The organism is Modestobacter sp. VKM Ac-2979, assembly GCF_026967995.1.
In the GTDB taxonomy this organism is placed as follows: Bacteria; Actinomycetota; Actinomycetes; order Mycobacteriales; family Geodermatophilaceae; genus Modestobacter.
Genome location: NZ_JAPVBO010000008.1, coordinates 49,931 through 74,162 on the forward strand (window position 1 = coordinate 49,931; position 24,232 = coordinate 74,162).

26 protein-coding genes, 1 pseudogene and 1 riboswitch are annotated in these 24,232 nt (G+C 73.6%); of the genes and pseudogenes, 17 read left to right on the forward strand and 10 right to left on the reverse strand.

The window, feature by feature from the left end; translation table 11 throughout:
- Positions 1-8: 8 nt before the first annotated feature.
- On the reverse strand, positions 9-1,304 hold the full coding sequence (locus O2W15_RS21245) for a GNAT family N-acetyltransferase (protein ID WP_269180876.1): 1,296 nt from the start codon (positions 1,302-1,304) through the stop codon (positions 9-11).
- A 55-nt stretch (positions 1,305-1,359) separates the two neighbouring features.
- The gene (gene pip / locus O2W15_RS21250) at positions 1,360-2,319 is read right to left on the reverse strand and encodes a prolyl aminopeptidase (RefSeq protein WP_269180877.1); all 960 of its coding nucleotides are present in this window, start codon (positions 2,317-2,319) and stop codon (positions 1,360-1,362) included.
- 144 nt (positions 2,320-2,463) lie between these two features.
- Here pip and O2W15_RS21255 point away from each other — a divergent pair, with 144 nt between their 5' ends.
- The 4 genes from O2W15_RS21255 (at position 2,464) to O2W15_RS21270 (ending at position 6,253) form a co-directional block, all read left to right on the forward strand.
- Positions 2,464-3,255, forward strand: coding sequence for a MerR family transcriptional regulator (locus tag O2W15_RS21255; protein WP_269180878.1), 792 nt, complete (start codon positions 2,464-2,466; stop codon positions 3,253-3,255).
- Between the two features lie 111 nt (positions 3,256-3,366).
- On the forward strand, positions 3,367-3,867 hold the full coding sequence (locus O2W15_RS21260; RefSeq protein ID WP_269180879.1) for a hypothetical protein: 501 nt from the start codon (positions 3,367-3,369) through the stop codon (positions 3,865-3,867).
- A gap of 102 nt (positions 3,868-3,969) precedes the next feature.
- A riboswitch (ZMP/ZTP riboswitch) is annotated at positions 3,970-4,062 on the forward strand.
- A gap of 15 nt (positions 4,063-4,077) precedes the next feature.
- Positions 4,078-5,520: a glycine hydroxymethyltransferase gene (locus O2W15_RS21265; RefSeq protein ID WP_269180880.1), complete on the forward strand. Its 1,443-nt coding sequence runs from the start codon at positions 4,078-4,080 to the stop codon at positions 5,518-5,520.
- Positions 5,521-5,608: 88 nt separating this feature from the next.
- Positions 5,609-6,253, forward strand: a complete 645-nt coding sequence (locus tag O2W15_RS21270; RefSeq protein ID WP_269180881.1) for a LysE family translocator — start codon at positions 5,609-5,611, stop codon at positions 6,251-6,253.
- An 87-nt stretch (positions 6,254-6,340) separates the two neighbouring features.
- Here O2W15_RS21270 and O2W15_RS21275 read toward each other — a convergent pair whose 3' ends face one another.
- Both O2W15_RS21275 and O2W15_RS21280 read right to left on the reverse strand, forming a co-directional pair.
- Positions 6,341-7,162, reverse strand: a complete 822-nt coding sequence (locus O2W15_RS21275) for an arginase family protein (protein ID WP_269180882.1) — start codon at positions 7,160-7,162, stop codon at positions 6,341-6,343.
- A 59-nt stretch (positions 7,163-7,221) separates the two neighbouring features.
- On the reverse strand, positions 7,222-7,836 hold the full coding sequence (locus tag O2W15_RS21280; RefSeq protein ID WP_269180883.1) for a GDSL-type esterase/lipase family protein: 615 nt from the start codon (positions 7,834-7,836) through the stop codon (positions 7,222-7,224).
- Positions 7,837-8,139: 303 nt separating this feature from the next.
- Between O2W15_RS21280 and O2W15_RS21285 the strand changes: the two genes are divergently transcribed.
- Together O2W15_RS21285 and O2W15_RS21290 are read left to right on the forward strand one after the other, a co-directional pair.
- A complete protein-coding gene (locus O2W15_RS21285) occupies positions 8,140-8,436 on the forward strand; it encodes an ArsR/SmtB family transcription factor (protein WP_269180884.1) in 297 nt (98 codons plus the stop codon).
- A 20-nt stretch (positions 8,437-8,456) separates the two neighbouring features.
- Positions 8,457-8,820, forward strand: a pseudogene (locus O2W15_RS21290) (VOC family protein).
- A gap of 24 nt (positions 8,821-8,844) precedes the next feature.
- Here O2W15_RS21290 and O2W15_RS21295 read toward each other — a convergent pair.
- A complete protein-coding gene (locus O2W15_RS21295) occupies positions 8,845-9,306 on the reverse strand; it encodes a DUF6194 family protein (protein WP_269180885.1) in 462 nt (153 codons plus the stop codon).
- 65 nt (positions 9,307-9,371) lie between these two features.
- Here O2W15_RS21295 and O2W15_RS21300 point away from each other — a divergent pair, with 65 nt between their 5' ends.
- Positions 9,372-10,283 carry a MerR family transcriptional regulator gene (locus O2W15_RS21300; protein WP_269180886.1) on the forward strand — a complete coding sequence of 304 codons (912 nt, stop codon included), beginning with the start codon at positions 9,372-9,374 and terminating at the stop codon, positions 10,281-10,283.
- Here O2W15_RS21300 and O2W15_RS21305 read toward each other — a convergent pair.
- A complete protein-coding gene (locus O2W15_RS21305; protein ID WP_269180887.1) occupies positions 10,179-10,769 on the reverse strand; it encodes a TetR/AcrR family transcriptional regulator in 591 nt (196 codons plus the stop codon). The genes O2W15_RS21300 and O2W15_RS21305 overlap by 105 nt on opposite strands.
- A 111-nt stretch (positions 10,770-10,880) precedes the next feature.
- Between O2W15_RS21305 and O2W15_RS21310 the strand changes: the two genes are divergently transcribed.
- Positions 10,881-11,453, forward strand: a complete 573-nt coding sequence (locus O2W15_RS21310) for a dihydrofolate reductase family protein (protein WP_269180888.1) — start codon at positions 10,881-10,883, stop codon at positions 11,451-11,453.
- 56 nt (positions 11,454-11,509) lie between these two features.
- On the opposite strand, the gene O2W15_RS21315 is transcribed toward O2W15_RS21310, so the two are convergent.
- The gene (locus O2W15_RS21315) at positions 11,510-11,998 is read right to left on the reverse strand and encodes a winged helix-turn-helix transcriptional regulator (RefSeq protein ID WP_269180889.1); all 489 of its coding nucleotides are present in this window, start codon (positions 11,996-11,998) and stop codon (positions 11,510-11,512) included.
- 328 nt (positions 11,999-12,326) lie between these two features.
- Here O2W15_RS21315 and O2W15_RS21320 point away from each other — a divergent pair, with 328 nt between their 5' ends.
- The 6 genes from O2W15_RS21320 to O2W15_RS21345 all read left to right on the forward strand — a co-directional run bounded on the left by O2W15_RS21320 (position 12,327) and on the right by O2W15_RS21345 (position 17,798).
- The gene (locus O2W15_RS21320) at positions 12,327-12,890 is read left to right on the forward strand and encodes an alpha/beta fold hydrolase (protein ID WP_269180890.1); all 564 of its coding nucleotides are present in this window, start codon (positions 12,327-12,329) and stop codon (positions 12,888-12,890) included.
- Positions 12,891-13,130: 240 nt separating this feature from the next.
- Positions 13,131-14,210 carry a VanZ family protein gene (locus O2W15_RS21325; protein ID WP_269180891.1) on the forward strand — a complete coding sequence of 360 codons (1,080 nt, stop codon included), beginning with the start codon at positions 13,131-13,133 and terminating at the stop codon, positions 14,208-14,210.
- Between the two features lie 160 nt (positions 14,211-14,370).
- The gene (locus O2W15_RS21330; protein WP_269165024.1) at positions 14,371-15,069 is read left to right on the forward strand and encodes a response regulator transcription factor; all 699 of its coding nucleotides are present in this window, start codon (positions 14,371-14,373) and stop codon (positions 15,067-15,069) included.
- Positions 15,066-16,193: a sensor histidine kinase gene (locus O2W15_RS21335; protein ID WP_269180892.1), complete on the forward strand. Its 1,128-nt coding sequence runs from the start codon at positions 15,066-15,068 to the stop codon at positions 16,191-16,193. Before O2W15_RS21330 ends, O2W15_RS21335 begins: the two co-directional genes overlap by 4 nt.
- Positions 16,190-17,404 (forward strand): MFS transporter, encoded by a 1,215-nt coding sequence (locus O2W15_RS21340; RefSeq protein WP_269180893.1) that lies wholly within the window; start codon positions 16,190-16,192, stop codon positions 17,402-17,404. Before O2W15_RS21335 ends, O2W15_RS21340 begins: the two co-directional genes overlap by 4 nt.
- A 43-nt stretch (positions 17,405-17,447) precedes the next feature.
- Positions 17,448-17,798, forward strand: coding sequence for a DUF6578 domain-containing protein (locus tag O2W15_RS21345; protein ID WP_269180894.1), 351 nt, complete (start codon positions 17,448-17,450; stop codon positions 17,796-17,798).
- Between the two features lie 26 nt (positions 17,799-17,824).
- Here O2W15_RS21345 and O2W15_RS21350 read toward each other — a convergent pair whose 3' ends face one another.
- A complete protein-coding gene (locus O2W15_RS21350; protein ID WP_269180895.1) occupies positions 17,825-18,028 on the reverse strand; it encodes a zinc-ribbon domain-containing protein in 204 nt (67 codons plus the stop codon).
- A gap of 211 nt (positions 18,029-18,239) precedes the next feature.
- Between O2W15_RS21350 and O2W15_RS21355 the strand changes: the two genes are divergently transcribed.
- Positions 18,240-19,475 (forward strand): lycopene cyclase family protein, encoded by a 1,236-nt coding sequence (locus tag O2W15_RS21355; RefSeq protein ID WP_269180896.1) that lies wholly within the window; start codon positions 18,240-18,242, stop codon positions 19,473-19,475.
- On the opposite strand, the gene O2W15_RS21360 is transcribed toward O2W15_RS21355, so the two are convergent.
- Together O2W15_RS21360 and O2W15_RS21365 are read right to left on the reverse strand one after the other, a co-directional pair.
- Complete coding sequence (locus O2W15_RS21360; protein ID WP_269180897.1) at positions 19,465-20,544, reverse strand: SDR family oxidoreductase; 1,080 nt, start codon at positions 20,542-20,544, stop codon at positions 19,465-19,467. The two genes, O2W15_RS21355 and O2W15_RS21360, sit on opposite strands and share 11 nt — an antisense overlap.
- A gap of 103 nt (positions 20,545-20,647) precedes the next feature.
- A complete protein-coding gene (locus O2W15_RS21365; protein WP_269180898.1) occupies positions 20,648-21,328 on the reverse strand; it encodes a TetR/AcrR family transcriptional regulator in 681 nt (226 codons plus the stop codon).
- A 162-nt stretch (positions 21,329-21,490) separates the two neighbouring features.
- On the opposite strand from O2W15_RS21365, the gene O2W15_RS21370 reads away from it, so the two are divergent.
- Entirely contained in the window at positions 21,491-23,425 is a 1,935-nt protein-coding gene (locus O2W15_RS21370; protein WP_269180899.1) for a bifunctional sugar phosphate isomerase/epimerase/4-hydroxyphenylpyruvate dioxygenase family protein, read from the forward strand.
- A complete protein-coding gene (locus tag O2W15_RS21375; RefSeq protein ID WP_269180900.1) occupies positions 23,422-24,216 on the forward strand; it encodes a hypothetical protein in 795 nt (264 codons plus the stop codon). The genes O2W15_RS21370 and O2W15_RS21375 overlap by 4 nt, the downstream gene beginning before the upstream one ends.
- The last annotated feature ends 16 nt before the right edge of the window (positions 24,217-24,232 follow it).

A 24,232-nucleotide genomic window follows, 5' to 3' on the forward strand; every position in this document is an offset into this window, starting at 1 on the left:
CAGCGTGGTCAGAACCCGATCGCGTTGTGGGGTGGGGGGTCGGTGCGGAACAGCCGGGACAGCAGGTGTGTGCCGTCGGGGGTGTGCGGCCGGATGCGGCCGGCAGAGGTCAGCAGGGCCGCGGAGTTGCCGCCGAGGTAGAGCGCGCCCAGGGCCGCGACGTCGATGGTGAGGTCGGGGTCGCGCTGGACGCGCCGGCAGCTGGGTGTCGGTCCACGGGTGTCCAGCAGCCAGGTGCCCACGTTGCCCGGGCACATCGGGTCGCTGGGGATGGTGAAGGTGAGTTCTGCATCGAGGTCGTAGGCCCGCGCGGTGAGCGCGGCGGGGACGTCGAGCAGGCGGAGCCACAGGTTGTCGGACTGCCTGGTCACGCGAAGCGCCCGGGGGTTGCGCAGCATCCAGCGCAGTGGCTCGTCGGTGGGTCGGCCGGCGGCCACGACCCGCTTGGTCAGGTCGAAGTCGAGCAGCAGTGCCCACATCGACCGGTAGGCGTCGTCCGTCGTCGCCTCGAGCTGTTCGACGACGAGGGTCCCGGTCTCCTCGATGTGGGGTGACCAGGGCAGTCGGTAGTTCGCGATGCCGTCGATGCGGCCGTCCCCGTCGTGGTGGAGCAGGTAGCGCAGTGGCCCGGCGTCCCCGTCGGCGTCGTCGGTGAGGTGCTGCCAGCGGCCCGCCGTCGAGGACACCTCTCCGTTCCTGGTGGCGGCGATCTGCCGGTAGACCACCGGCCACGCCGCTCGCGCCTGCTCCGCGTCGGCGAGGGCGAGACGGCCCGCGGGCTCGGGGTGGGGGAGCAGGCTCGCGTCAGGGCGCTCGATCTCCCACCGGGTGCGGAGAGTCGCTGGGGCGAAGCCGAACCGGCCGTAGATGCCGCCCTCGCTGGCGCTGAGACCCGCGAGCGGCTCGCCCCGGGCCAGGGCGGCATCGAACATCGCCTGCATCATCGCGCGGAGGACGCCGCGGCGTCGGTGCGTCGCCCGCACTCCGGTGGAGGTGACCCCGCCCATGGGGACGGCGTGGAGGCCGGGCACGGTGATCGCCAGGGACAACATGGCCGATGCCCCGACCACCTGGCCTTCCTCGAACGCAGCCTGGGTGTGGACGTCGTCCGCCAGGACCTCGCGCGTCGCTCGCTCCAGCTCGTTCGCCGACGCGGGCCGCCCAGGACGTGGCCACGCGCCGGCGCCACCGTGCCAGGCGGCCGGCGCCGGCTCCCACTGCGGGAGACCGTTGATGAAGGGCAGGACCCTCAGGTAGTCGGCGGCTTCGGACTGGACGATGGGCCGTACCGAGAACGCCGCCACGGGAGCATTCAGCTGCCTCGTCCGGACTCCGGCAAGTCGTTTTCCCCGCACCTGCTCAGCGGCGCTCGGCGACCCGGTCCAGGTACTCGATCATCACCGGGGTCATGCCCCCGCCCGAGTGACCGGCATCGCCGATGACCACCAGCTCGCCGTCCGGCCAGGCCTTCGACAACTGCCAGGCGACGTCCAGCGGCCCGCTGACGTCGTGTCGGCCGTGCACCATGATCCCCGGGATGCCGGCCAGTCGGTGCGCGTCGCGGAGCAGTTGGCCGTCGTCGAGGAAGCAGCCGCGGGCCCAGTAGTGGGTGACCACCCGGGCGATGGCCAGCTGGAACGCCGGGTCCGCCACCGACAGTGACGGCTCGGCGTCCGGGGCGAGGGAGACGTGGGTGTCCTCCCAGTCGCACCAGTCCTGGGCGGCCTTCGCCCGCACCGCTGGATCGGGGGAGTGCAGCAGCCGGCTGTAGGCCGCGGCGAGGTCGCCGTCCCGGTCGGCGGCCGGGACGGCGTCTCGGAACCGCTCCCACTCGCGTGGGAAGACCCGGCCCATGTCGCGGGTGATCCAGTGGGTCAGCCACCGGTCGGGGCTGGTGATCGCGGCCAACGCCAGCTCGCTGACCCGCTCCGGGTGCGCCTGCGCGTACGCGAGGCCGAGCGTCACGCCCCACGAGCCGCCCCAGACCAGCCAGCGGTCGATGCCCAGGTGTTCCCGTAGTCGTTCGATGTCGCGCAGCAGGTGCGAGGTGGTGTTCGTCGACAGGTCGACCTCGGGCTCGCCGGCCCACGGGGTGCTGCGCCCGGCGTTGCGTTGGTCGAACAGCACCACCCGGTAGCGCGCCGGGTCGAACTGCCGGCGCATGCCCGGACGGCAGCCCGATCCCGGGCCGCCGTGCAGCACCACGGCCGGCTTCCCGTCCGGGTTGCCGCACTGCTCCCAGTACAGCGAGTGGCCGTCGCCGACGTCGAGCATCCCCGTCTCGTAGGGCTCGATCGGCGGGTACCGGTGATCGACCACGTGGGCATGGTGCCTCAGTTCCCGGTCGCCCACCGCACCCTCAGGCTCGCAGCGGTGGCGCGGGCCGCGCTGGAGCCCTGAGCCTGCGGCGCCGCCGTCACCGCTTGACCTTGACACTGTGTGAGTGGGTCCAGTGGCGACGTGTTGAGCATCGGGGAGCTGGCGCATCGCACCGGGGCCTCCCGGCGCATGCTGCGTCACTGGGAGGAGATCGGCCTCTTGGTGCCGGCCGAGGTGGATGAGCGGACCGGGTACCGGAAGTACAGCGTGAGCCAGACGGGTCGGGTCCGCGCCATCACGGCACTCCGTGCTGTCGGATTCGGGCTGGAGGCCATCGCGGATCTCCTCAGCTCGGACCTGTCCGAGGCTCGCCTCGAGGCGGTGCTCCGTGCGCGGGAGGTCGACCTGATGGTGGAGATCTCCGAGGCGACGACGCGTCTGCAGGAGGTGCGGAGGCGCCTCGACTCCCTCGACGAAGGACGGCGAACGGTGATGAACTCCCTCGAACTGGGTCCGCTGCCAGGTCTGCGACTGGCGGCGCTGCAGACGTGCGTCGGCGACGAATCAGAGATCGGCATGGCAGTGGACGAGCTGACCCGTGCACTGCGCGCTCAGCTGTCCGAGCTCGGGCGTGACGACGCCGAGGTCGTGCTCGCCTACGACGGGATGGCGGACGAGGAGACGATCTCCGTGACGGCCGGGGTCTCCGCGGGTGATCTGGAGGTGGGGCACGAGCTCGCGCTCGTCGTCGTCCCCTCATCGGAGCGCGGAGTGACGGTCCGGTACGAGAGCGCACCTCGCAGCGTCGGCGACGCCTGGATCACGCTCGATGCCCGGCTCGAGCAGCACCGGTTGCGCACGGAAGGGGTCTACCGGCAGACGCTGACCGCAGAGGGTGGGGTGGTCCTCCAGGCACCTGTGGTCGCCCTGTCCTGAAGCGAGTCCGTGCACCACGATCAGGTCGCCGGGGCGCCCGGAGTTCAGCGGCGCGGGGCAGGTGGTCGTGACATGCGACAGGGAGGACCGATGATCGGTGATCGTTGGGGCGTGAGCGACGAGGACATCGCTCGGCACTACCCATGCGACGGCCTCGTGCCGGCTCCGGTCTGGCAGGCCTGGCGCGGAGTCACGGTGCACGCCGCCCCCAGGGACGTGTGGCGGTGGGTCGCTCAGATCCGACTCGCGCCGTACTCCTACGACTGGATCGACAACCTCGGGCGACGCTCGCCGCAGGAACTGCGAGACCTGGCCGAACCGACCCCCGGCCAGCAGTTCACGACCGCTGGCGGGCGGGCGGCCGGGCGCATCCTGAGCGTCGAGTCCGGGGTGCAGCTCACCGGCCAGATCATGGGTGCGGTCATGTCCTATGTCGTCCTGCCCCCGGGCGGGCCCACCGATGGGCCGACTCGTCTCCTGCTGAAGGTCGTCGGCGCACACAGCCGCTGGATCGCCCTGCCGCTGTCTGTCGGGGACCTCGTCATGGCACGTCGGCAACTGCTGAACCTCAAGCAGCTCGCTGAACGATCGACCACGCGATCCGACACCTGACACGGGACTGTCCGTCTGCCTCCGGTTGCGACGGTGTGCGATCAGGCAGCGCCACTCGCCGCGGGCAGCCGCTTGTGTGTCGCTGGGGGCCCCGCTAGCTTCGACGCGGGCCGTGACTGGCGCATCGCAGGTGGGATCGACCACCGGGGAGCGGCCCCGTCGACTCGACGTCTGCCGCGCGCCTGGGCTCCCGTCGATCGAGGAGAGCCCGTGACCAGCACCGTCACCCGCGAGACCGCCGCCTTCGCCAGCGCCCTGGACGTCATCGCCCAGGTCGAGCCGCGGGTCGCCGCAGCCATCGGCCAGGAGCTCGCCGACCAGCGCGCGAGCCTCAAGCTCATCGCCAGCGAGAACTACGCCTCGCCCGCCGTCCTGCTGGCGATGGGCAACTGGTTCAGCGACAAGTACGCCGAGGGCACCCCGGGACGGCGCTTCTACGCTGCCTGCCAGAACGTCGACACCGTCGAGCGGCTGGCCGCCGAGCACGCCCGCGAGCTGTTCGGCGCCGACCACGCCTACGTCCAGCCGCACTCGGGCATCGACGCGAACCTGGTCGCCTTCTGGTCGATCCTGGCCCACCGGGTGGAGTCCCCGGCCCTGACCGAGGCCGGGGTGAAGAACGTCGACGCGCTGAGCGACGCCGACTGGGCGCAGCTGCGCCGGGCGCTGGGTGACCAGCGGATGCTCGGCATGTCGCTGGACGCCGGCGGCCATCTCACCCACGGCTTCCGGCCGAACATCTCCGGGAAGATGTTCGAGCAGTCCAGCTACGGCACCGACCCGGCGACCGGGCTGATCGACTACGCCGCCCTGCGCGCGCGGGCCCGCGAGTTCCGGCCGCTGATCCTGCTGGCCGGCTACTCCGCCTACCCGCGCCGGGTCGACTTCGCCGCGATGCGGGAGATCGCCGACGAGGTGGGCGCGACGCTGCTCGTGGACATGGCGCACTTCGCCGGGCTGGTCGCCGGGAAGGTGCTCACCGGCGACTTCGACCCGGTGCCGCACGCCGACGTCGTCACCACCACCACGCACAAGTCACTGCGTGGCCCGCGCGGCGGCATGGTGCTGTGCACCGAGGAGTACGCCCCGTCGGTCGACCGGGGCTGCCCGATGGTGCTGGGCGGCCCGCTGCCGCAGGTGATGGCCGCCAAGGCCGTGGCGCTGGCCGAGGCCCGGCGGCCGGAGTTCGCCACTTACGCCGAGCGGGTGGTGGCCAACGCCCGGGCGCTGGCCGACCAGTTGCTGCGCCGCGGCGCCCGGCTGGTCACCGGCGGCACCGACAACCACCTCGTGCTCGTGGACGTCGGTGGGTTCGGGCTGACCGGGCGGCAGGCCGAGGCTGCGCTGCTGGACGCCGGCCTGGTGACCAACCGCAACTCCGTGCCGGCCGACCCGAACGGCCCCTGGTACACCAGCGGCATCCGGCTGGGCACCCCGGCGCTGACCACTCGTGGCCTGGGCGAGGCCGATCTGGCCGAGGTCGGGGACCTGATCGTCGACGTCCTGGCCAGCACGCAGTCCGACGGCGACTCCAAGGTCCGGTACCGGCTGGAGCCGGCGGTCGCCGAGCGGGTGCGGGCCCGCGCGGCGGAGCTGGTCGACGCCCACCCGCTGTACCCCGAGGTGCAGCTGGACCTGGCCGCCCAGGGCTGAACCGCGGCGGACTGGCCGAGTCCAGTCTTCTCGTCCCGACGGCTGACGCCGTCGGCGTGCCTCATCGACTGTGGAAGGACGGACCGTCGTGGTCTCCAGCTCTGCGCTGCTCGGCATCGCTCTGGTCGAGCTGGGCCTGGTCCTCACCCCGGGGCCGAACATGATCTACCTTGTGTCGCGGTCGATCACCCAGGGGCGACGGGCTGGGTTCATCTCGCTGCTGGGGGTGGCGGCCGGCTTCTTCGTCTACCTCGCGGCGGCCGCAGCCGGTCTCGCCGCCGTCTTCGTCGCCGTGCCGGCTGCCTACACGGCGCTGAAGCTGGCAGGGGCGGCCTATCTGCTCTACCTGGCCTGGCAGGCCGTCCGGCCCGGCGGCACGAACGCCTTCGCGCCGCGCGAGCTCCCGATCGACCGGCCCCGCCGGTTGTTCGCGATGGGGCTGTTCACGAACCTGCTGAATCCCAAGATCGCGGTGCTGTACGTGTCCCTGCTGCCACAGTTCATCGACCCCGACGGGGCACCCGTGGCACTGCAGAGCCTCGTCCTGGGCCTCACGCAGATCGCGATCGCGCTCACCGTCAACGGGCTGATCGTCGTCTTCGCCGGGGGGCTCGCCCAGTTCCTGTCCGTTCGGCCGACCTGGATGCGGGTCCAGCGCTACCTCATGGGCGGGGTGCTCGGCGCCCTGGCGGTGAAGCTGGCCACCGACAGGTCGCGTACAGCGGCTGTCTGACGCGCCACGTGGCGATCACCGCCGCGGGGACTCGGCCGCGACGTTCTTGCCGCGGCGTGCTCTCCGGAGCACGGCGGTGAGCGGTGGCTACGAACGCGCGGCGGCGCGGAGCAGCGGGTCGAGGGCGTCGACGAGCGCGGTGAGATCGGTCGGGGTGTCGCCCGGGGCTGCTTCCAACTCGCCGATCTCGACGCCGAGCACCGGTCGGGTGGCCAGGACCTCGGCGGCGGCGTGCAGGTCGGCGAGGGAGAGCCCGCCCGGTACCTGGTAGTCGGTGGGCACGATGCCGGGTTCGAGGACGTCGCAGTCGAGGTGGACGTAGACGGGCCGGTCGGCGAGGGCCTCGTGCAGTCGGGTCGCCAGGTCCGGGCCGGGCGCGATGTGGGTGATGGGCGTGCGCTGGAGCAGTCGCTGCTCGGGTGGGTCGATGTCGCGGGCACCGACCAGGACGATGTCGGCCGGCGACAGCCCGGCACCGAGTCCGGAGTCCCACAACCCTGCTGGGCCGGACAGGGCCAGCCCGCCGAGGTAGCCGGTGCCGGAGGTGGCCGGGGTGTTGAGGTCGGCGTGGGCGTCGAACCAGACCACCCGTGCTCCGGGGTGGTGCCGGACGACGACGGGGACGGTGGACAGGGCCACGGTGCACCGGCTGAGCGCGGTCACCGGTACCTGGCCGGCCGCGAAGATGTCCTCGTAGCGGGCCGCCATCTGCCGCAGGACCGGCATCGCGGCGTCCAGCTCGGTCTGCCAGTCGGCGTCCAACGCCGGTTCCGGCGATCCCACGGTGACCGGTGCGAGGTGCAGCCGGTCGGCGAGCTCGGCGGCCAGCAGTGGCCCGCCGGTCATCGCGCGGTCGTTGTGGTCACCGGCGCGGCCGTTGAACAGGGTCAGGGCGAGGCGGTCGGGCACGGGAGCTCCTCCGGGTGTCATGGGCGGGTGGCGCTGCGGTCGTCGATCGCCTCGGCGGCTCAGGCCGGCCGCGAGTGCACCGCGTCCCGGCGCGTCAGCTCACCCAGCCAGTCGCGGACGACCGGCGTGACGATCGCCGCCAGTCGGCCGTAGCCGGCGGTCGAGGGGTGGAAGGCATCTCCGGCGGCTACCTCCGCCACCCACACCGGGTCCTCGGCCAGGGCGCCGACGTCGACGAACCGCACGTCCCGATGGGCGCACACGGCGGCCATGTCGACGACCAGGTCGCCCGCCCGGGCGCTCATAGCGGTGTCCAGCACCGGCGGCGGGCCGACCACCAGCGGTGCCCAGCCGGCGGTGTGTGCGTCGTCCAGCATCTGCGCCAGCAGGTCCAGGGTCCGCTCGCGGGGGACCCGCCGGCGTCCCTCCTGCTCGTCGACGTCGTTGGTGCCGAAGGCCAGGACGACGCCGAACAGGTCGCCGTCCTTCAGCCGGTTGCGGGCCTCGCCGGACCAACGCCGGGCGATGTCCACCGAGGTGTCCCGGCGTACGCCGAGGTTGTAGACCGTCAGGCTCCAGCGGGGATCCTGCGCCGCGGCGGTGACCTGGCCGACCCAGCCCGCTCCGGTGCGGTCACCGACCCCAGCGGTGAAGGAGTCCCCGAAGACGCACACGCGCACATCGGGCGATGCGATCACGACGTCGCGGGACAGCCGCTCCAACTCAGGCTGCGGCGGCGTCGCGGCACGAGCGTGCACGCGGCGACGGCCAGAGCAGATAACGGGGGACACGGCATGACCGGAGCATAGTCATGCAAGGCCCTGCATGGTCAACCTCAGGCGTCGGCCGGTCCGGCAACGGGCGGACCGGGGGACCGGGTCGGGGCCTGGCCCCAGGGTGTCGTGGCGGCGGAACGTGCGACGTGACCAGCGGCGACTCCATTGACAGGCAAGCGACAACTTGCATATAAGGGACGCGTGGACGCGGACCCCGACCTGTACAAGGCCATGGGTGACGCGACGCGACGCGCGATCCTGGACGAGCTCATCGACAGGGACGGTCAGACGCTGTTCGAGATCTGCGGTCGGCTGACCATGAAGCACGGTCTGGCCTCCTCGCGCCAGGCCATCTCGCAGCACCTCGCAGTGCTCGAACAGGCCGGCCTGGTGCGCACCCGGCGACAGGGTCGCTACAAGTTCCACCACATCGACACGAGCCCGCTCCGCTCGATCGTCGAGCGGTGGCCCATCGAACGAGAGGTGCCAGACCCGTGATCCGCATCAACATCACCAGCGTGTTCGTCGACGACCAGGCCGAGGCGCTCGCCTTCTACACCGAGAAGCTGGGGTTCATCGCGAAGACCGATGTGCCCGTCGGTGAGCACCGTTGGCTCACCGTGGTCTCCCGCCGACCCGGACGGTGTCGAGCTGCTGCTGGAGCCGACCGGCCACCCGGCGGCGGGTCCGTTCAAGGAGGCGCTGGTGGCCGACGGCGTCCCGTTCACCCAGTTCGCCGTCGACGACGTGTACGCCGAGGTCGAGCGGCTCAAGGGGTTGGGCGTGCAGTTCACCCAGGACGCGACCGACTTCGGGCCGGTGGTCACTGCGGTCCTCGACGACACCTGCGGCAACCTGATCCAGCTCGCCACCATGAAGTAGTCGCCGGAGCACGGTCTGGTCGGTTCACCGGGACGGGCGTTCGGTCCTGTGGCGGCGCTGCCAGCGGCCCCAGGCGGCGGCGTGAGCCGCTTCGAGCAGGGCCATGACCCGCTCACCGGTCCGCTCGCCTGGGTTGACGACGGCGAGCCAGCCGAGGTCTCCGTAGACCGGGTGGGGCATCAACAGGTCCCGCGAGCTCGGGTCGGGTGCGGTGCTGGGGCTGGGCCCGGTGGGCTGGCGGTGGTCGCCCGCGGCGATGTTCACGCGGTAGGCGTCCGCGCCGTCCAGTCCGGAGCTGGGCTCGCCGGGGTAGTCCTTGGTGACGATGGTCGCGAACGGCTGCCCGCTGGGGACGATCCCGTCCGGGGCGACGTAGAAGAAGACGTCGCCCCAGCTGAGCTCGGGTGAGCCGTCGCCGGGACCGGGGCGAAAGGCGAGGACCCCCTCCCAGGCGGAGACGCGGTCGACGATCTCGTGCATGTCCATGGCTCCAGCGTCACACTCATGTCCCTGTGGAGACCTCGGGTGACGTGAGCAGGGCCGATGGTGTGGTGAGCCTCCACCGCGGGCTGCGCACGATCGACGTCGCCCGCCGTGTCGGCTGCTCGGTGCAGCACCTGCGCGACCTCGAGCGCGACGGCGTCATCCCACCCGCGGCGCGCACGCCCTCGGGCTACCGCTCCTGGAGCGCTGTCCACGTGCGCTCGGCGGTGGCCTACCGCGAGCTCACGCAGGCCGTCGGTCCGGTCCGGGCCAAGGAGCTGCTGCAGGCGCTGCACGATCAGCCCTTGGCGGCGTTCCTCGCCATGCTCGACGACGCCCACGCCCAGCTCGCTCGTGAGCGCCGCGACCTGCAGGCGGCGCGCGAGGCGGTGGCGTCCATCGCGGCCGAGCCGCTCGGGGAGCCCCGCCCCTCGGATGCCATGACCATCTCCGAGCTCGCCGAGGCCCTGGGGACCACCCCGGCCACGCTGCGGCACTGGGAAGCAGAGGGACTCCTGGCCCCGGATCGGGAAGGGAGCGGTCGCATCCGCACCTACTCCGCCGTCCAGGTCCGCGACGCCCGTGTGGTCCATCAACTGCGCATCGCCGGCCACCCGATCCCGCAGCTGCGCGCGGTCCTGAGGCAACTCCTGGACCCGGGGGTCTCGGGTGAGGCGCTGCACACCGCCTTCCGCGTCCGGGACCAGCAACTCACGCGTCGGTCCCACGCCCTCCTCCGCGCCGCTCCCGCGCTGACCGACGTCCTGGCGAGCAAGCAGTCGCTCATCGGCCCGGACGGCGGGCACCAGGACGTCGACTGGTCCGGCGAGAGGTGGACCGGACCAGTGGGACCCGGACAGCCGGCACGGGTGTGGTCAGCCCTCGGGGGTGGTGGCCAGGATCCGGTGGACGACGGCGGTGGTGATGGCCTCGGCGGACAGTCCGCCGAGGCCGTCGAGGACCTCGGGCAGGGTGAGTGACTCGACGACGAGCCAGTTGACGGCCAGGTACAGCAGGACGGCCGTGGTCGTGTCCCCGGGCAGGTCGGTGTCCAGGTGGTAGGCGATGGTGGCCTCGAGGTCGGCGCGCACGGTGGCGGTGAGGACCGCTCGCAGCGCCGGGCGACGGGTGGCCTCCAGGCGTAGTTCGAGCAGCGCCAGCCAGCCGGTGCGGTAGGCCTGGATCCGTTCGGTCACCGCGGTCACCAGCTCTTCGACGCGCTGCCGGTCGCGGGGGCCGGTGCGGCTGCCGGCCATCGTGGCGGCGTCCGGCGTCAGTCGTTGGTAGATGCGTCCGCCGGCCTGGGTGAGCAGGTCGTCCCGGTTCGGGAAGTAGTTCGACGCGGTCCCCGGCGGCACCCCCGCCTGGGCGTCGACGGCCCGGAAGGTGAGCCCGCGGGCGCCCTGACCGGCCAGGACCTCGATCGCCGCGTCGATGAGCGCCTGTCGCCGCGAGACGTTGAGCACGCGTTCTCCTCTCCCTGACAACCCACGTCGGCGGTGGTGCACCAGACCGCCGGGTCACTACTATGCCTGTAGTGGTTGCGTCCAGGCGCCACGGGTGAGGAGTGATCTGACGTGCGTGCGCTGACCTACTACGTGGGGGTGACCCTGGACGGGTTCATCGCCGCCCCGGACGGTTCCTACGACTTCTTCCCCGTCACGGAGCCGCTGCTGGAGTTCATCGCCCAGGAGTTCCCCGAGACGCTGCCCGCGCACGTCCGGAGCCAGCTGCAGATCACCGCCCCGGGGACGCGCTTCGATGCCGTGGTCATGGGGCGGGCCACCTACGAACCGGCCCTGCAGGCCGGGATCACCAGTCCCTATGCCCACCTGGCCCAGCACGTCGTCTCGACCACGCTGCCTGCGGACGTCGACCCGGCGGTGCAGGTCAGTCGGGACCCGGTCTCGCTCGTGCGCCGGCTGAAGGGCGAACCCGGCGCCGGGGTGTGGCTGGCCGGTGGGGGAGCGCTGGCCGGTGCGCTCCTGGACGAGATCGACGTCCTGGTGCTCAAGCGCTACCCGATCGTCCTGGGCGCCGGCATCCCGTTGTTCGGCGCCGGTGCGGCCGAGGCCCGCCCCTTCGACGTCGTGGACGAGCGCACCCTCAGCGGCGGGACCCAGGTCAGCACGTACGCGCGGCCTGCCTGACCCGAGGAGAGGGGTGCCGGGGGAGCCGGCCGCCTCCTTCCTGCTGCGCAGGAGCGTCAGTCGAGCAGGCGTGCGCCCGAGCCGGGGCGGGGGGCGATGTCGAGCACCGACAGGTGGTCGTGCCCGGCCGCGCAGCTGAGTCCGACGTCGACCGGCGACTCGCAGTCGCGATGGACCATCTGGACGGCGGGGCCCTCCGGGTCGCTGTAGTAGCGAGCTCCCCACTGGGCGAGCGCGGTGAGCACGGGGTAGAGGTCGAGGCCCTTGGCGGTCAGCCGGTACTCGTGGCGGGGGCGCGAGCCGGTCGCCTGGTAGGTGACCTTGGTGAGGATGCCCTCGGCCACCAGCAGGGCCAGCCTGTTCGAGAGCACCTGCCGTGACACGCCACTGTGCCGGTGGATCTCGTCGAAGCGACGGACGCCGACGAACACCTCGCGCAGGACGACCATGGAGTAGCGCTCGCCGAGGACCGCCATGGCGCGCTCGACCTGGCAGTTCGCAGTCGAGTAGGCCAGCGCCAGCGGTTCCTCGGGCGACACGGTCACCGGCACAACATACCGAGCGCTGCGTCTGCTTGACAGACCCAGCCGTGCCGGTGAGGCTGCGTGCGTGATCGAGACCCAGACTGTGCAGCCCGTTCCGCCGCCTGCCACCCCCGGGCCGACCCGGCCGGCTCGCGGGCGTGTCCACCGGTTCGCGGGCTGGACGGGGGCGACCTCCCGTGCCGAGCCGGACTCCTGGCGACCCGGGGCAGCGGAACTGGCGAGGCCGCCGCGGCCCCGTATGCCGCGTGAACTGTGGGGTGCCGCCGGGACAGTGCGCCTGGCCGCAGCTGTGCCGCGACTGGCCCGCGCACCGCGCGGTGACGGTCACGTGGTCGTCGACGTCCCGGGGTGGAAGGCGCCCGAGTTCGCCGGCGCGCCGCAGCGCCATTACCTCCGTCGCCTCGGCCACGACGCGCGTCCCTGGGGTCTGGGCGTCAACACCGGGAACCCCGAGCGTGACGCCGACCTCCTGGCCGAGGAGGTGCTGCGGCTCGTCGCGGAGACCGGGCGCCCGGTCTCCCTCCTCGGCTGGTCGCTGGGCGGGCTCATCGTCCGGGAGGTGGCGCGGCAGCACCCCGATGCCGTGCGCCGGGTCGTCACCTACGGCACGCCCGTCGTCGGCGGACCGTCCTGGACGGCCGGAGCCGGCGCCTGGAGCCGGGAGGAGACCTCGCGGATCGCGGATCTGATCGCCCGGCTGGACGCGGAGGAGCCGATCCAGGTGCCGCTCACCGTGATCTACACGCGCCGCGACGCGATCGTCGCCCCGGCGGCCTGCATCGACCTCACCTCACCCCGAGCCGACCACGTCGTCGTCGGCTCGACCCACCTGGGGCTGATCACGGACCCGGACGTCTGGGCCGTCGTGGCCCACCGCCTCGCCCTGCCCTGAGCGGTTCCGCGCACGGCTGATCGAGGCGACCGCGGCAGCCGCCGGTCCGGACGTCCGGCCGACGCAGCCGCTCTGCCCGGCGTCCCGAGGACGTCGCTGTCCCACGACAGGTGCGGCCCGGGATGTCGTGGGCGTATGCGGAATCGGAGACGCCCGGGCAACGGCGGCCCGCGTGCACTGGGAGCTGTCCACCAGTTCTCGATGCCGCACCGGCTCTGCCGCGCGGGGAGGAGTCCTCCCATGACGACCACCCACCACCTGCCCGCCGGCAGGGCGCCCGGCGCCCCGTCGGGCTCGCGGCGAACGGGCATCCTCGTGCTGGCCGCGGTCGCTGTGCTGGTCGTGGTCGGGGGCATCACGCTCGGTCCGACCGGGTTCGTCGCCGACGCCCGCAGGGCGGTGGTGGCCGGGGTCGAGGCCCTCGCCGCGCCCTGGCCGGGCACCGTGTCCCGGACCCAGGTCGAGGCCGCGGCGAACGCGCTGCTCTTCGTCCCGGTGGGTGCGCTGGCCGCCCTGGTCCTGCGGCGCTCCGGTCCGGAGCTGCCGCTGGCGCTCGGTGCCGCGACCTCGGTGCTGATCGAGCTGGCGCAGACCGCGCTGCCCGGCCGGGTGCCCGACCTCGTCGACGTCGCCGCCAACACCGCCGGCACGCTGGTCGGGGTCGCGCTCACCACCGTCTGCCTGGCCGTCGCGCGCTGCTCCGGGCGAGCCGGCGCGCGCCGTCCCCGGCGGGGGATCGTCGCGACGCTGGTCACCGCACCCCTGCTGATCGCGGGCCTGGCCGGGTGCTCGTCGGCCGGTCCGTCCGTCCCCCCGGGGTCCAGCGCGTTGGCCGGTGTCGCCGGCACACCGGCCCCGGGTGCGTCGGGCGGGGGGGCCATGACCGTCGAGAACGGTCACGTCGCCGACGGCGAGGAGCTGTCGGCCTTCGCCGACGTCCCGGCCATCACCGGGCTCGACGGCGCGCTGCGCACCGCCGTCCAGGACGCGGCCCGGGACGCGACGGCCGACGGGGTGGACTTCCACGTGGCAAGCGGGTGGCGCAGTGCGGCGTACCAGCAGGCGCTCTTCGACGCCGCGGTGGAGCAGTACGGCAGCCCCGAGGCAGCCCGGGAGTGGGTGCTCCGTCCCGAGGAGTCCTCCCACGTCACCGGCGACGCGGTCGACATCGGTCCCACGGACGCCATGTACTGGCTGTCCCGGTACGGGTCCGACTACGGCCTCTGCCAGACCTACGGCAACGAGATGTGGCACTACGAGCTGGCCGTCGAGCGCGGCGGTCAGTGCCCCGCGCCGGCCGCCGACCCCACCGCCGGCTGACCGCGTGACGGCCACCCGCGAACCGGCCAGCGTCGTCGCGGCCCGGCAACTCGCCGCCGAGGCGCACGCGCGTCGTCGGGTGCCCGCCCGGCGGGTCGCCCCGTCCGCCGCCCAGCGCGCCGATACGTCGAGGAGACACCCGGCTCCCTACCCTCGCCGCATGCGCGTGCTGATCGCCGAGGACGAGCCCTACCTGGCCGACGCCATCCGGGACGGGCTCCGGCTGGAGGCCATTGCCTCCGACGTCGTCCACGACGGGGACAGCGCGCTGGAGAACCTGGCCGTCAACAGCTACGACGTCGTCGTGCTCGACCGTGACCTCCCCGGCACCTCCGGGGACGAGGTCGCCCGGCGGATCGTCGCCGAGAGCCTGCCGTGCCGCATCCTCATGCTGACCGCGGCCGACCGGCTGGAGGAGAAGGTCGCCGGCTTCGAGCTCGGCGCCGACGACTACCTCACCAAGCCCTTCGCCATGCGGGAGCTGGTGGTGCGGTTGCGTGCGCTGGGCCGCCGTCCGCTCGAGGGTGCGCCCCCGGTGGTGGAGTTCGCCGGCCTCACCCTCGACCCGTTCCGCCGGGAGGTGTACCGCGACGGCCGGTACGTGGGGCTGACCCGCAAGCAGTTCGCGGTGCTGGAGGTGCTGATGGCCGCCCGCGGCGGGGTGGTCAGCGCGGAGTCGCTGCTCGAGCGGGCGTGGGACGAGAACGCGGATCCGTTCACCAACGCCGTCCGGATCACCATCTCCTCGCTGCGCAAGCGCCTCGGCGACCCGTGGCTGATCCACACCGTTCCCGGCACCGGCTACCGGGTGGGCGAGCCGACGGCCGACGACGCCGCGAGCGGTCCCGGCCTCCGGTGAGTGCCCGGCTGCGGCTGACCCTGAGCTACGCAGGCTTCCTCGGCGCCGCCGGTCTCGGCACGGTCGCGCTGTTGGCCTACGTGCTGCACTTCGTCCCCGAGGGGAACCTGAGCGACGCCGACGGCGTCCCCGTCCCGGACCGCGGCGACCTGGTGACCGCGCTGGTGCCGAAGCTGGTGGTGGTGCTCGCCCTGCTGGCGGTGGTCGGGTTGGTCGGGGGCTGGGTCCTGGCCGGCCGGATGCTCCGCCCGCTGCACTCCATCCACGGCGTGGCCCGGCAGGTGGCGGCCGGCTCGCTGGAGCACCGGGTGCGCCTGCAGGGCACCCCGGACGAGTTCGGTGAGCTCGCCGACACCTTCGACACGATGCTCGACCGGCTGCAGGCGTCCTTCGAGGAGCACCGCCGGTTCGCCGCCAACGCCTCGCACGAACTGCGCACCCCCTACGCCGTGGAGCGCGCGATGCTCGACGTGGCGCTGGCCGACCCGGCCACCGTGGACGTGCCCCGGCTGCTCGCCCGGCTGGACGAGACCAACCGCCGGGGCACCGAGACCGTGGAGGCGCTGCTCGCCCTCGCGGCCCTGGACCAGGGGCGCATGCCGCCGCGCACCCCGGTCGACCTCGCCGAGGTCACCGGGGGCGTCGTCCGGGACCTGGCCCCGCTGGCCGACCGGGCGGGCGTCGGCGTACACACCGATCTCGGCGAGGGCGACCTCGACGGTGCCGAGCCGTTGGTCCGGCAGCTGGTCACCAACCTGGTGCTCAACGGCATCCGGCACAACACCGGCCCGGGCGGGACCGTGCAGGTGACGACGGGAAGCACGAGCGAGGGCCGGGCCGAGCTGCGGGTGACCAACACCGGCCCGCGGGTGCCCCCGGACGTGCTGGGCACGCTCACCGAGCCGTTCGTCCGAGGCGGAGGACGGACGTCGGTCGGCGGCGCCGGGAGCCACGACCCCGCTCAGCCCGGCAGCGGGCTCGGGCTCGCGATCGTGGCCCGGGTGGCCGAGGTCCACGGCGCGGCCCTGGAGCTGTCCGCGCCACCGGAGGGCGGCCTGGACGTGCGCGTGGGGTTCCCCGCGCCCGGGGCAGACGGTGGGCTGCTCTCGGGCGTGTCCGGGTGAACGCCGCACCGGAGCCGCCGGGACCGGGCGCACTCGACCTGCAGGACGGTCCGCGGGCCTGGTCGGTCGTGGCAGCGGCCTTCGTCGCGATGTTCACCAGCTTCGGGGTGGCCTACAGCTTCGGGGCGTTCCTGCTCCCGATGAGCGCTGAGCTCGGCTCCGGGCCCGGGGGCACCGCCGCCGTCTTCTCCCTGACCACCCTGGCCATCTTCGGTCTGGGCGCCCTCTCCGGCCCGGCGGTCGACCGGTTCGGTCCCCGCCGGGTGGTGCTCGTGGGGGCCCTCGCGATGGGGCTCGGCCTCGTGCTCACCTCCCGCGCGACGGAACTGTGGCACGCGTACCTGGGACACGGCCTCGGCGTCGGGCTCGGAGTGGCCTGCAGCTACGTGCCGTTGGTGGCCGTGGTGGGTGGGTGGTTCACCCGGCGCCGCACCCTCGCGGTCGGCATCACGGTGTCCGGCATCGGGTTCGGCACGCTGCTCGTCGCCCCGCTGGCCGCCGACCTCATCGCCCGCTACGGCTGGCGGGAGGCCTACCTCCTCCTCGCGGCCGTCAGCACCATCGCACTCGTCGGGTGCGCCCTGTTCGTCCGCGCTGCCCCGGTGACCACGCACGACGACCCGGCGCCGTTGCTGTCCCGGCTGCGGACCCCGGCGTACCTGCGCCTCTACGTGAGCGGGCTGCTGCTCTCGATCGTGCTGTTCATCCCGTTCGTGCACCTGCCGGCGTACGCCGCGAGCCGGGGCGCGGGAGACGTCGCGGCGGCGACCCTGGTCGGGGTCATCGGTGCGGCCAGCATCGTCGGGCGGCTGGCCCTCGGCGCCGCTGCGGCCCGCACCGGAGTGCTCCGCACGTACCAGGCCTGCTTCGCGCTGATGGCCGGCAGCTTCCTGCTCTGGCTCGGCGCGCCCGGCTACCCGCGCCTCGTCGTCTTCGCCGCCCTGCTCGGCATCGGGTACGGCGGGTTCGTCGCGCTCGGCCCGGCGGTGGCCGCCAGCCTGTTCGGGGTGCGGGGACTCGGTGGGCTGCTCGGCGTCCTCTACACGTCGGCCGCCCTGGGGTCCGCGCTCGGACCCCCTGCCGCGGGCGCGGTGATCGGCGCGACCGGGGAGCACCTGCCGGTCGTCCTGGCCGCCGTGGCGATCGGGGCGCTTGCCACCGGCGTGGTGCTCACCGTCCGGGCTCCTGCCCCGGTGGACTCGAGCTCGTAGCGGGTGCGGTGACCGCCGTCGCCCAGGACGATCTGTACCCCTGGTGGACGTCGTCGTCGAGGTGGGTGGCTGGGAACACCAGTGCTGTGGGGAGGCCATCGAGCGGGACCAGCTCGTCGACCTCGAGTGCATCCGGCACAGGGGAGCGGACGGTCGCGAGCGCCTCGTCGAGTCCCACCACGACCACCCCGTCGACGAACGGGTCCGGGGACGGGTGGTCGACGTGCAGGTGGTGCACCACGGGGGAGTCGCTCGACACGTTCTCCGCCTGCCGAGCGGGGGAGCCCTGCGGGGCGTCGACGAGGACGACGACGGGCACCTGGAGGACCCGTGGACCGGTGAGGTGATCCCCTCGACCGAGGAGTTCCTCGTGACCGTCCGGACGCCCGGCTGACCGCTCCTCGCTCCCTCGGGCGTGGCTCAGACCGCGACGGTGGTGCCGCAGATGCCACAGACCTCGACCTGCCGGCGCTTCCACCGGGCGACCGGCACGAAGAAGAGTGAGAACTGCTTGTACTGCTCCACCCGAGCCCACTGCGAGGTGTTGTTGCAGTTCGGGCAGGTGCGGGTCTCGCCGGGGCCGAGGTGCTGCCGCTTGGTGCCGAAGCCGAAGAGGAAGAACATCACGTCAGCGTAGGGAGCGGCGGACATCTCGGGCGGCGAATGGTCGTCCGCAGCCGAACCGCGGAGTACGGCTAGCGTGTCCTCCGACCGAGGAGACGAGAGCACCCGTGACCCGCTGGCTGTCCCGCAGTGCCGTCCGCCGTCGTCCCCGACGGGACACGCATGCCCCGTCCTGCCGGCGCACCTCATCGCCCGCGCACGTCGAGCGCTCGTGAACCCCGTCGCGCCGCGACCGCACTGGGACGTGGTCGTCGCCGGCGCCGGGCCGGCCGGGCTGTCGGTCGCTGCCGCCTGCGCCGCTCGGGGGCTGGGCGTGGTGGTGGTCGCCCCCCACCTGCGGCCCTGGCACCAGACCTACGGCATGTGGGCCGACGAGCTCGATGCCGTGACCACGGCGCTGCTCGGCGACACGGCCCGGACGGAGGGACCTCCGCCGCTGGGTCGCCGGTATCCGGTCACCGTGGTGCGCACCACCTCCGGGAGCCAGGACATCGGTCGTGCCTACGCCCGGCTCCACAACGACGTCGTGCACGGTCTCCTGCTCGGTCAGCTGCGCGCCGGTGGCGGTGCGACCCGCACCGGGTCGGTCGCCGCCGTCCACCAGGACCCGGCTGGTCAGGTCGTGACGCTCACCGACGGCAGCACCCTCACCGGCGGCATCGTCGTCGACGCCCGCGGCGGCGGTCCCGGCAGCGCCCACCAGCGGGCCTGGGGGGAACGGGTCACCGGAGACCTCGGCGGCCTGGTCCCGGACGGGGGTGCACTGCTCATGGACTGGGCGGTGCTGCGCGAGGACGGCGTCGCACAGCCGCCCGCCTTCCTGTACGGGATGGGCCTGGACGACGGCACGACCCTGCTGGAGGCCACCTCCCTGGCTGCCCGGCCGCCGGTGGCACTGCCGCACCTGCGCGACCGCCTGCACCGGCTGATCGCCGAGGCCGGTCTGCGCACCGCCGACCGTCCGGAACGGGTGGCGATCCCCCTGGACGCCGCCGTCCGACGATCCGTCGGCGTGCCCATCGGGGCGGCCGCCGGGCTGGTGCACCCGGCGACCGGGTACAGCGTCGCCACCTCACTGCGGGCGGGCAGCGCGATCGCCGACGCCGTGCTGGCCGGGGCCGATGCAGCCGCGGTGCGGGCACTGGTCCGCAGTGCGCGGCAACGCGCGACCCTCGGCATGCTCGGCCTGGGGCGTGAGGTCCTCCTCGATCTGGACGAGGCAGAGACCGACGCCTTCTTCCAGGCCTTCTTCAGCCTCCCGGAGCAGGCGTGGGTGGCCTACCTCGACGTCGGGTCCGCACCGACGTCCATCGCGGCCACGATGCTGCGCGTCGCCCGAGCACTCCCACCGCCGGCCCGTCGCCGCCTCGTCGCCACCGCCGTCCGCGTCTCGCTGCCCCGGTTCGCGTCGCGGCGTGCCGCGCCCGCCGGACCCGTCAGGGGATGATCCGCGCCGCGCGGTACCGCTCGACGTAGCGGAAGAAGCTGTCGCGGGAGTCCCGGCTCTCGGTGAAGCCGGCCTTGCGGCTCTTGTTCATGTCGGTCAGCACCTCGATCTCCCGGCCGAGGTCGCTGTCGGTGTGCCACCAGGAGGCGATCCGGCCGAGGTCGGGCTCGACCAGCCCGTGCTCCGCGGCGATCCCGGCCCAGACGTCCTCGGTGCCGGCCATGCTCTCGGTGAGCGGGCGGACCCGTCCCTCGTGGCCCTCCCACTCCAGGCCGAAGTGGGCGGCGATCTGCGGCCACAGCCAGCGCCAGCGGAAGACGTCGCCGTTGACGGTGTTGAAGGCCTGGTCGTGTCCGGCCTCGGTGGCGGCGGCCCAGATGATCTGGTCGGCCAGCAGGTCGGCGTCGGTCACGTCGGTCACGCTGTTCCACTGGGTGCTCGACCCGGGGAACACGAACGGCCGGCCCGTCTGCTTGCAGATCGCGGCGTACGCCGACAGCGTCAGCACCATGTTCATCGCGTTGCCCACGGCGAAGCCGAACACCGTGTGCGACCGGTGGACGCTCCAGGTGAACCCGGCGCGGGCGGCGGCGGCGAAGAGCTCGTCCTCCTGCGCGTAGTAGAAGTTCGGCGCGTCCAGACGGGGCTCGTCCTCGTGGAAGGGCGTGTCCGGCATCTCGCCCTGCGCGTAGGCCTCGAACGGGCCGAGGTAGTGCTTCAGCCCGGTCATCAGCGCCGCGTGCCGCACCGACCCGGCCGGCTCGAGCGCCTGCAGCACGTTGCGGACGGCGGCGCCGTTGACCGCGATGTTCTCCGCCTCCGTGGCCTGCCGGGTCCAGGCGGTGATCGCGACGAGCTCGGGCGTCAGGCCCGCCAGCGCGGTCGCCAGTCCGGCGGGGTCGGCCAGGTCCGCCTGCACGGGGTGCACGCCCGCGCCGGGGGCCCGCCCGCTGCGGGAGAGCCCGTGGACCTCCCACCCCTGGGCGGTCAGTCGCTCCGCCAGGTTCTGGCCGACGATCCCCGTGGCGCCCACGACGAGGGCCTGTCGTGGTCCGGCTGTCGCAGTCACGTGTTCGGTGTCTCCTGTCGGTCGTGCACGCCGTCGGACGGCCCCGGCGAGTGGTCGCCGGGGCCGGTGCACGTGTCCTGCCGAGCGTCGCACCGCCCGGGGCTCAGCGTGTGGTGAGGTGGGCCACCACGAGGTCGCCGAGCAGCTTCCGCTGGTGGGCGCGGGTCGCCGGGTCGAGCATGTCGCGGTCGAAGATGGCCCGGAAGGTGTGCCGGTTGGCGGTCCGGAACACGCAGAACGCGCTGATCACCTGGTGCACGTCGAGCGCGTCGACGTCGTCCCGGAACAGCCCGTCCTCCCGGCCGCGCTGCAGGATGGCGCCCAGGACGTCGACCGCCGGGGCGGCCAGGCCGGCCAGTGCCGGGGAGCCGGCCAGGTGCTCGGCCCGGTGGATGTTCTCGATGCTCACCAGCCGGATGAACTCCGGGTGCGCCTCGTGGTGGTCGAAGGTGAGCCCGGCCAGCTCGCGGAGCGCCGCCACCGGCTCGAGGTGCTCGACGTCCACCTGCTGTTCCAGCGCGCGGATCCGGCCGTAGGCCTGCTCCAGCACCGCGACGTAGAGCTGCTCCTTGCCGCCGAAGTAATAGTAGATCATCCGCTTGGTGGTGCTCAGCTTGTCGGCGATCTCGTTGACCCGGGCCCCGGCGTACCCGCGGTCGGCGAACTCCGCGGTGGCCACGGCGAGGATCTCTGCCCGGGTCCGGTCGGCGTCCCGGGTGCGTTCCACCGGGCGCGCCGTGGCCGTGTCGGTGCCGAGCTCGCTGTTCGGGCGGGGCGCGGTCACGGTCTCCTCCTGCGTGGGCGGGCGTCCGGCGGAGCCTATGCACACCCCGCGCCGAGCGGCTGCGGCGACCGGGTGCCCGGCGTCGGCGGGGACTGGCGCACCGCCGTCCGATGTGGTCGGGTGTCGGTAACTCACCGCTTGGTACATAGGAGAGCAGGGTCCATGCCACCAGCCCGTCCCGCAGACGGCGCCACCCCCTCCGCGCGGCCGCGCCGGGGGATCGCCACGGTCTGCCTGTCTGGGACCCTGGAGGACAAGCTCACCGCGGCGGCGGCCGCGGGCTTCGACGGCATCGAGGTGTTCGAGCCCGACCTGATCGCCTCCCCGTGGTCCCCGGCCGAAGTGGCCACCCGCTGCGCCGACCTCGGCCTGTCGATCGACCTGTACCAGCCCTTCCGGGACCTGGACTCGACCGACCCCGCGCGGTTCGCCGCCAACCTGCGGCGTGCCGAGCGGAAGTTCGACGTGATGGGCGCGCTCGGCGTGGACACCGTGCTGGTCTGCTCCTCGGTCGCTCCCGACGCCGTCGCCGACGTCGACCAGCTCGCCGAGCAGCTGTCGACCGCCGCGGCCCGGGCCGAGCTGCGCGGCCTGCGGATCGCCTACGAGGCGCTCGCCTGGGGCCGGCACGTCTCGACCTGGGACGCCTCCTGGGACGCCGTCCGCCGGGCCGACGTCGCTGCGCTCGGGCTGTGCCTGGACAGCTTCCACGTGCTCTCCCGCGGCGGGGACCCGAGCGGCTTCGCCGCGGTGCCGGGGGAGAAGGTCTTCTTCCTCCAGCTCGCCGACGCCCCGCAGCTGACCATGGACGTGCTGCAGTGGAGCCGGCACCACCGGCTCTTCCCCGGGCAGGGCGCCTTCGACCTGCCCGGCTTCCTCGGCGCCGTGCTCGCGACCGGTTACCGCGGGCCGCTGTCGCTGGAGGTGTTCAACGACGTGTACCGCCAGTCCGACCCGGCCCGGACCGCCGTGGACGCCATGCGCTCGCTGCAGTGGCTCGAGGAGGCGCTCGCGCTGGTCGACCCCGCCGCCGGCCTCCGCCCGCCGCCGGCCGCACCGGAGCTGTCCGGCTGGTCGTTCACCGAGCTGGCCGTCGACGGGGTCTCCGGGCCGCAGGTCGGGCAGGCGTTGACCGCCCTGGGGTTCACCCACACCGGTCAGCACCGGTCCAAGCCGGTGCAGCTCTGGGAGCAGGGGGCGGCGCGGGTGCTGCTCAACGCCTCCGTCGTCCGGCCCGGCGCGCCCGGGGAGGCCGCGGTCTCCGCGCTGGGGCTGGAGAGCAGCGACCCGGGGCGCTCGGCCGTGCGCGCCGAGGCGATGAGCGCGCCGGTGCTGCCGCGGACGCGCGGCGCGGCCGAGGCCGAGCTGTCCGCGGTGGCCGCGCCGGACGGCACCGAGGTGTTCTTCACGCGCACCGGGCCCGACGGCTGGCCGGCCGACTTCCTGCCCACCGGTGCCCCACCCGCGCCGGGCGCCGGCCTCACCGGCATCGACCACGTCGCCCTGACCCAGCCCTTCGACGCCTTCGACGAGGCCGGGCTGTTCTACCGGGCGGTGCTCGGCCTGGAGCCGCAGCAGGTCACCGAGCTGGCCGCGCCCTTCGGGCTGGTGCGCACCCGGGCGGTGACCGGGCCCGACCGGGCGGTGCGGCTGACGCTCTCCGCCTCCTCACTGCGCCGCGGCGGCTGGGCTCCCCGGGTCCTCGAACCCCAGTACCTCGCCTTCGCCACCGACGACGTCGTGGCGACGGCGGAGCGGCTGCGAGCCGCCGGCGCCCCGCTGCTCCGGCTGCCGGAGAACTACGCCGACGACCTCGAGGCCCGGTTCGACCTCCCGGCCGACCTGCTGGCGGCCGTCCGCGAGCACGGCCTGCTGTACGAGGAGGACGCGCACGGCGCCTGCCTGCACCTGGCCACCGAGGTGCTCGGCGACCGGCTCTTCGTCATGGTCGTGCAGCGGCTGGGCGGCTACGACGGGTACGGGAACGCCGATGCGCCGGTCCGGATGACCGCCCACCGCCGTCAGCGGCGCGCGCCGGCCGTGCCGGCGGGAACGCCGGTCGGCCCCGCCAGGATCGAGAGGACGGACGTGTCGTGAACCGGTTGGCCGTGCACCAGTCCGTGGTGCACCCTCGCAGTCCCGTCGAGCTCACCGAGCTGCTGGCCGGCACCGGCTGGGACTCGATCGGCCTGCACGTCGGCGCCGTGGCCGAGGTGGAGCCCTGGTGGTCCGGCGGGGCGGGCGAACGGAACCTGCAGCGGCTCGTCGAGGAGCTGCTGGAGACCCGGGTGACGGTGCTCGACGTCGGCCGGGTCCAGCTCGGCGGCAGCCTGCCCGACGACCACGTGCACGCCACCCACGGGCGGGTGCTGGACCTGGGCGCCCGGTTCGGGGCCCGCCACGTGACGGCCCGGTTCGGCCCGGACGCCGCCGCGGGGCAGGGTCTCGCCGAGCAGGTCGACGTCTTCGGCCGGCTGGTCGAGCAGGCCCGGCCGTACCGGCTCCTGCCGCTGCTCGCGCCGCTGCCGGTCGACCGCCCGGACCTGCTCGCCGGCGCGGCGGCCGTCGTGCGTCCCAGTGGTGGCGGCGTCGTCCTGGACGTGCCGGTGGACAGCTGCACCCCGGCCGAGGTCGAGGCAGCCGTCGACGTGCTCGGTGAGTCCCTCGGGTACGTCCGGCTCAGCGCCCGGCAGGTCGAGCGTGCGGGTGCGGCCACGGCCGGGCTGCTCGCCACCCTCCCGCCGCACGTCCCGGTCGCGCTCGGCGGCGACGACTCCGTCGGCGTGCTCACCGACGACCCCACCGCCCGGCTGCACCGGCTGCACGGCCTGGTCGACGAGATGCTCGAACACCCCCGGGCGCGCGCCCGCCGGCTGGCCGCCGGCTGATGCCGGGGGCCCGCGG

Bases quoted from the DNA above. Each gene is read 5' to 3' on its own strand.
- O2W15_RS21295 (WP_269180885.1), bottom strand. From the start codon at position 9,306: ATGGACATGCACGAGATCGTCGACCGCGTCTCCGCCTGGGAGGGGGTC.
- O2W15_RS21370 (WP_269180899.1), top strand. From the start codon at position 21,491: ATGCCACCAGCCCGTCCCGCAGACGGCGCCACCCCCTCCGCGCGGCCG.
- O2W15_RS21325 (WP_269180891.1), top strand. From the start codon at position 13,131: ATGACGACCACCCACCACCTGCCCGCCGGCAGGGCGCCCGGCGCCCCG.
- O2W15_RS21350 (WP_269180895.1), bottom strand. From the start codon at position 18,028: ATGTTCTTCCTCTTCGGCTTCGGCACCAAGCGGCAGCACCTCGGCCCC.
- O2W15_RS21330 (WP_269165024.1), top strand. From the start codon at position 14,371: ATGCGCGTGCTGATCGCCGAGGACGAGCCCTACCTGGCCGACGCCATC.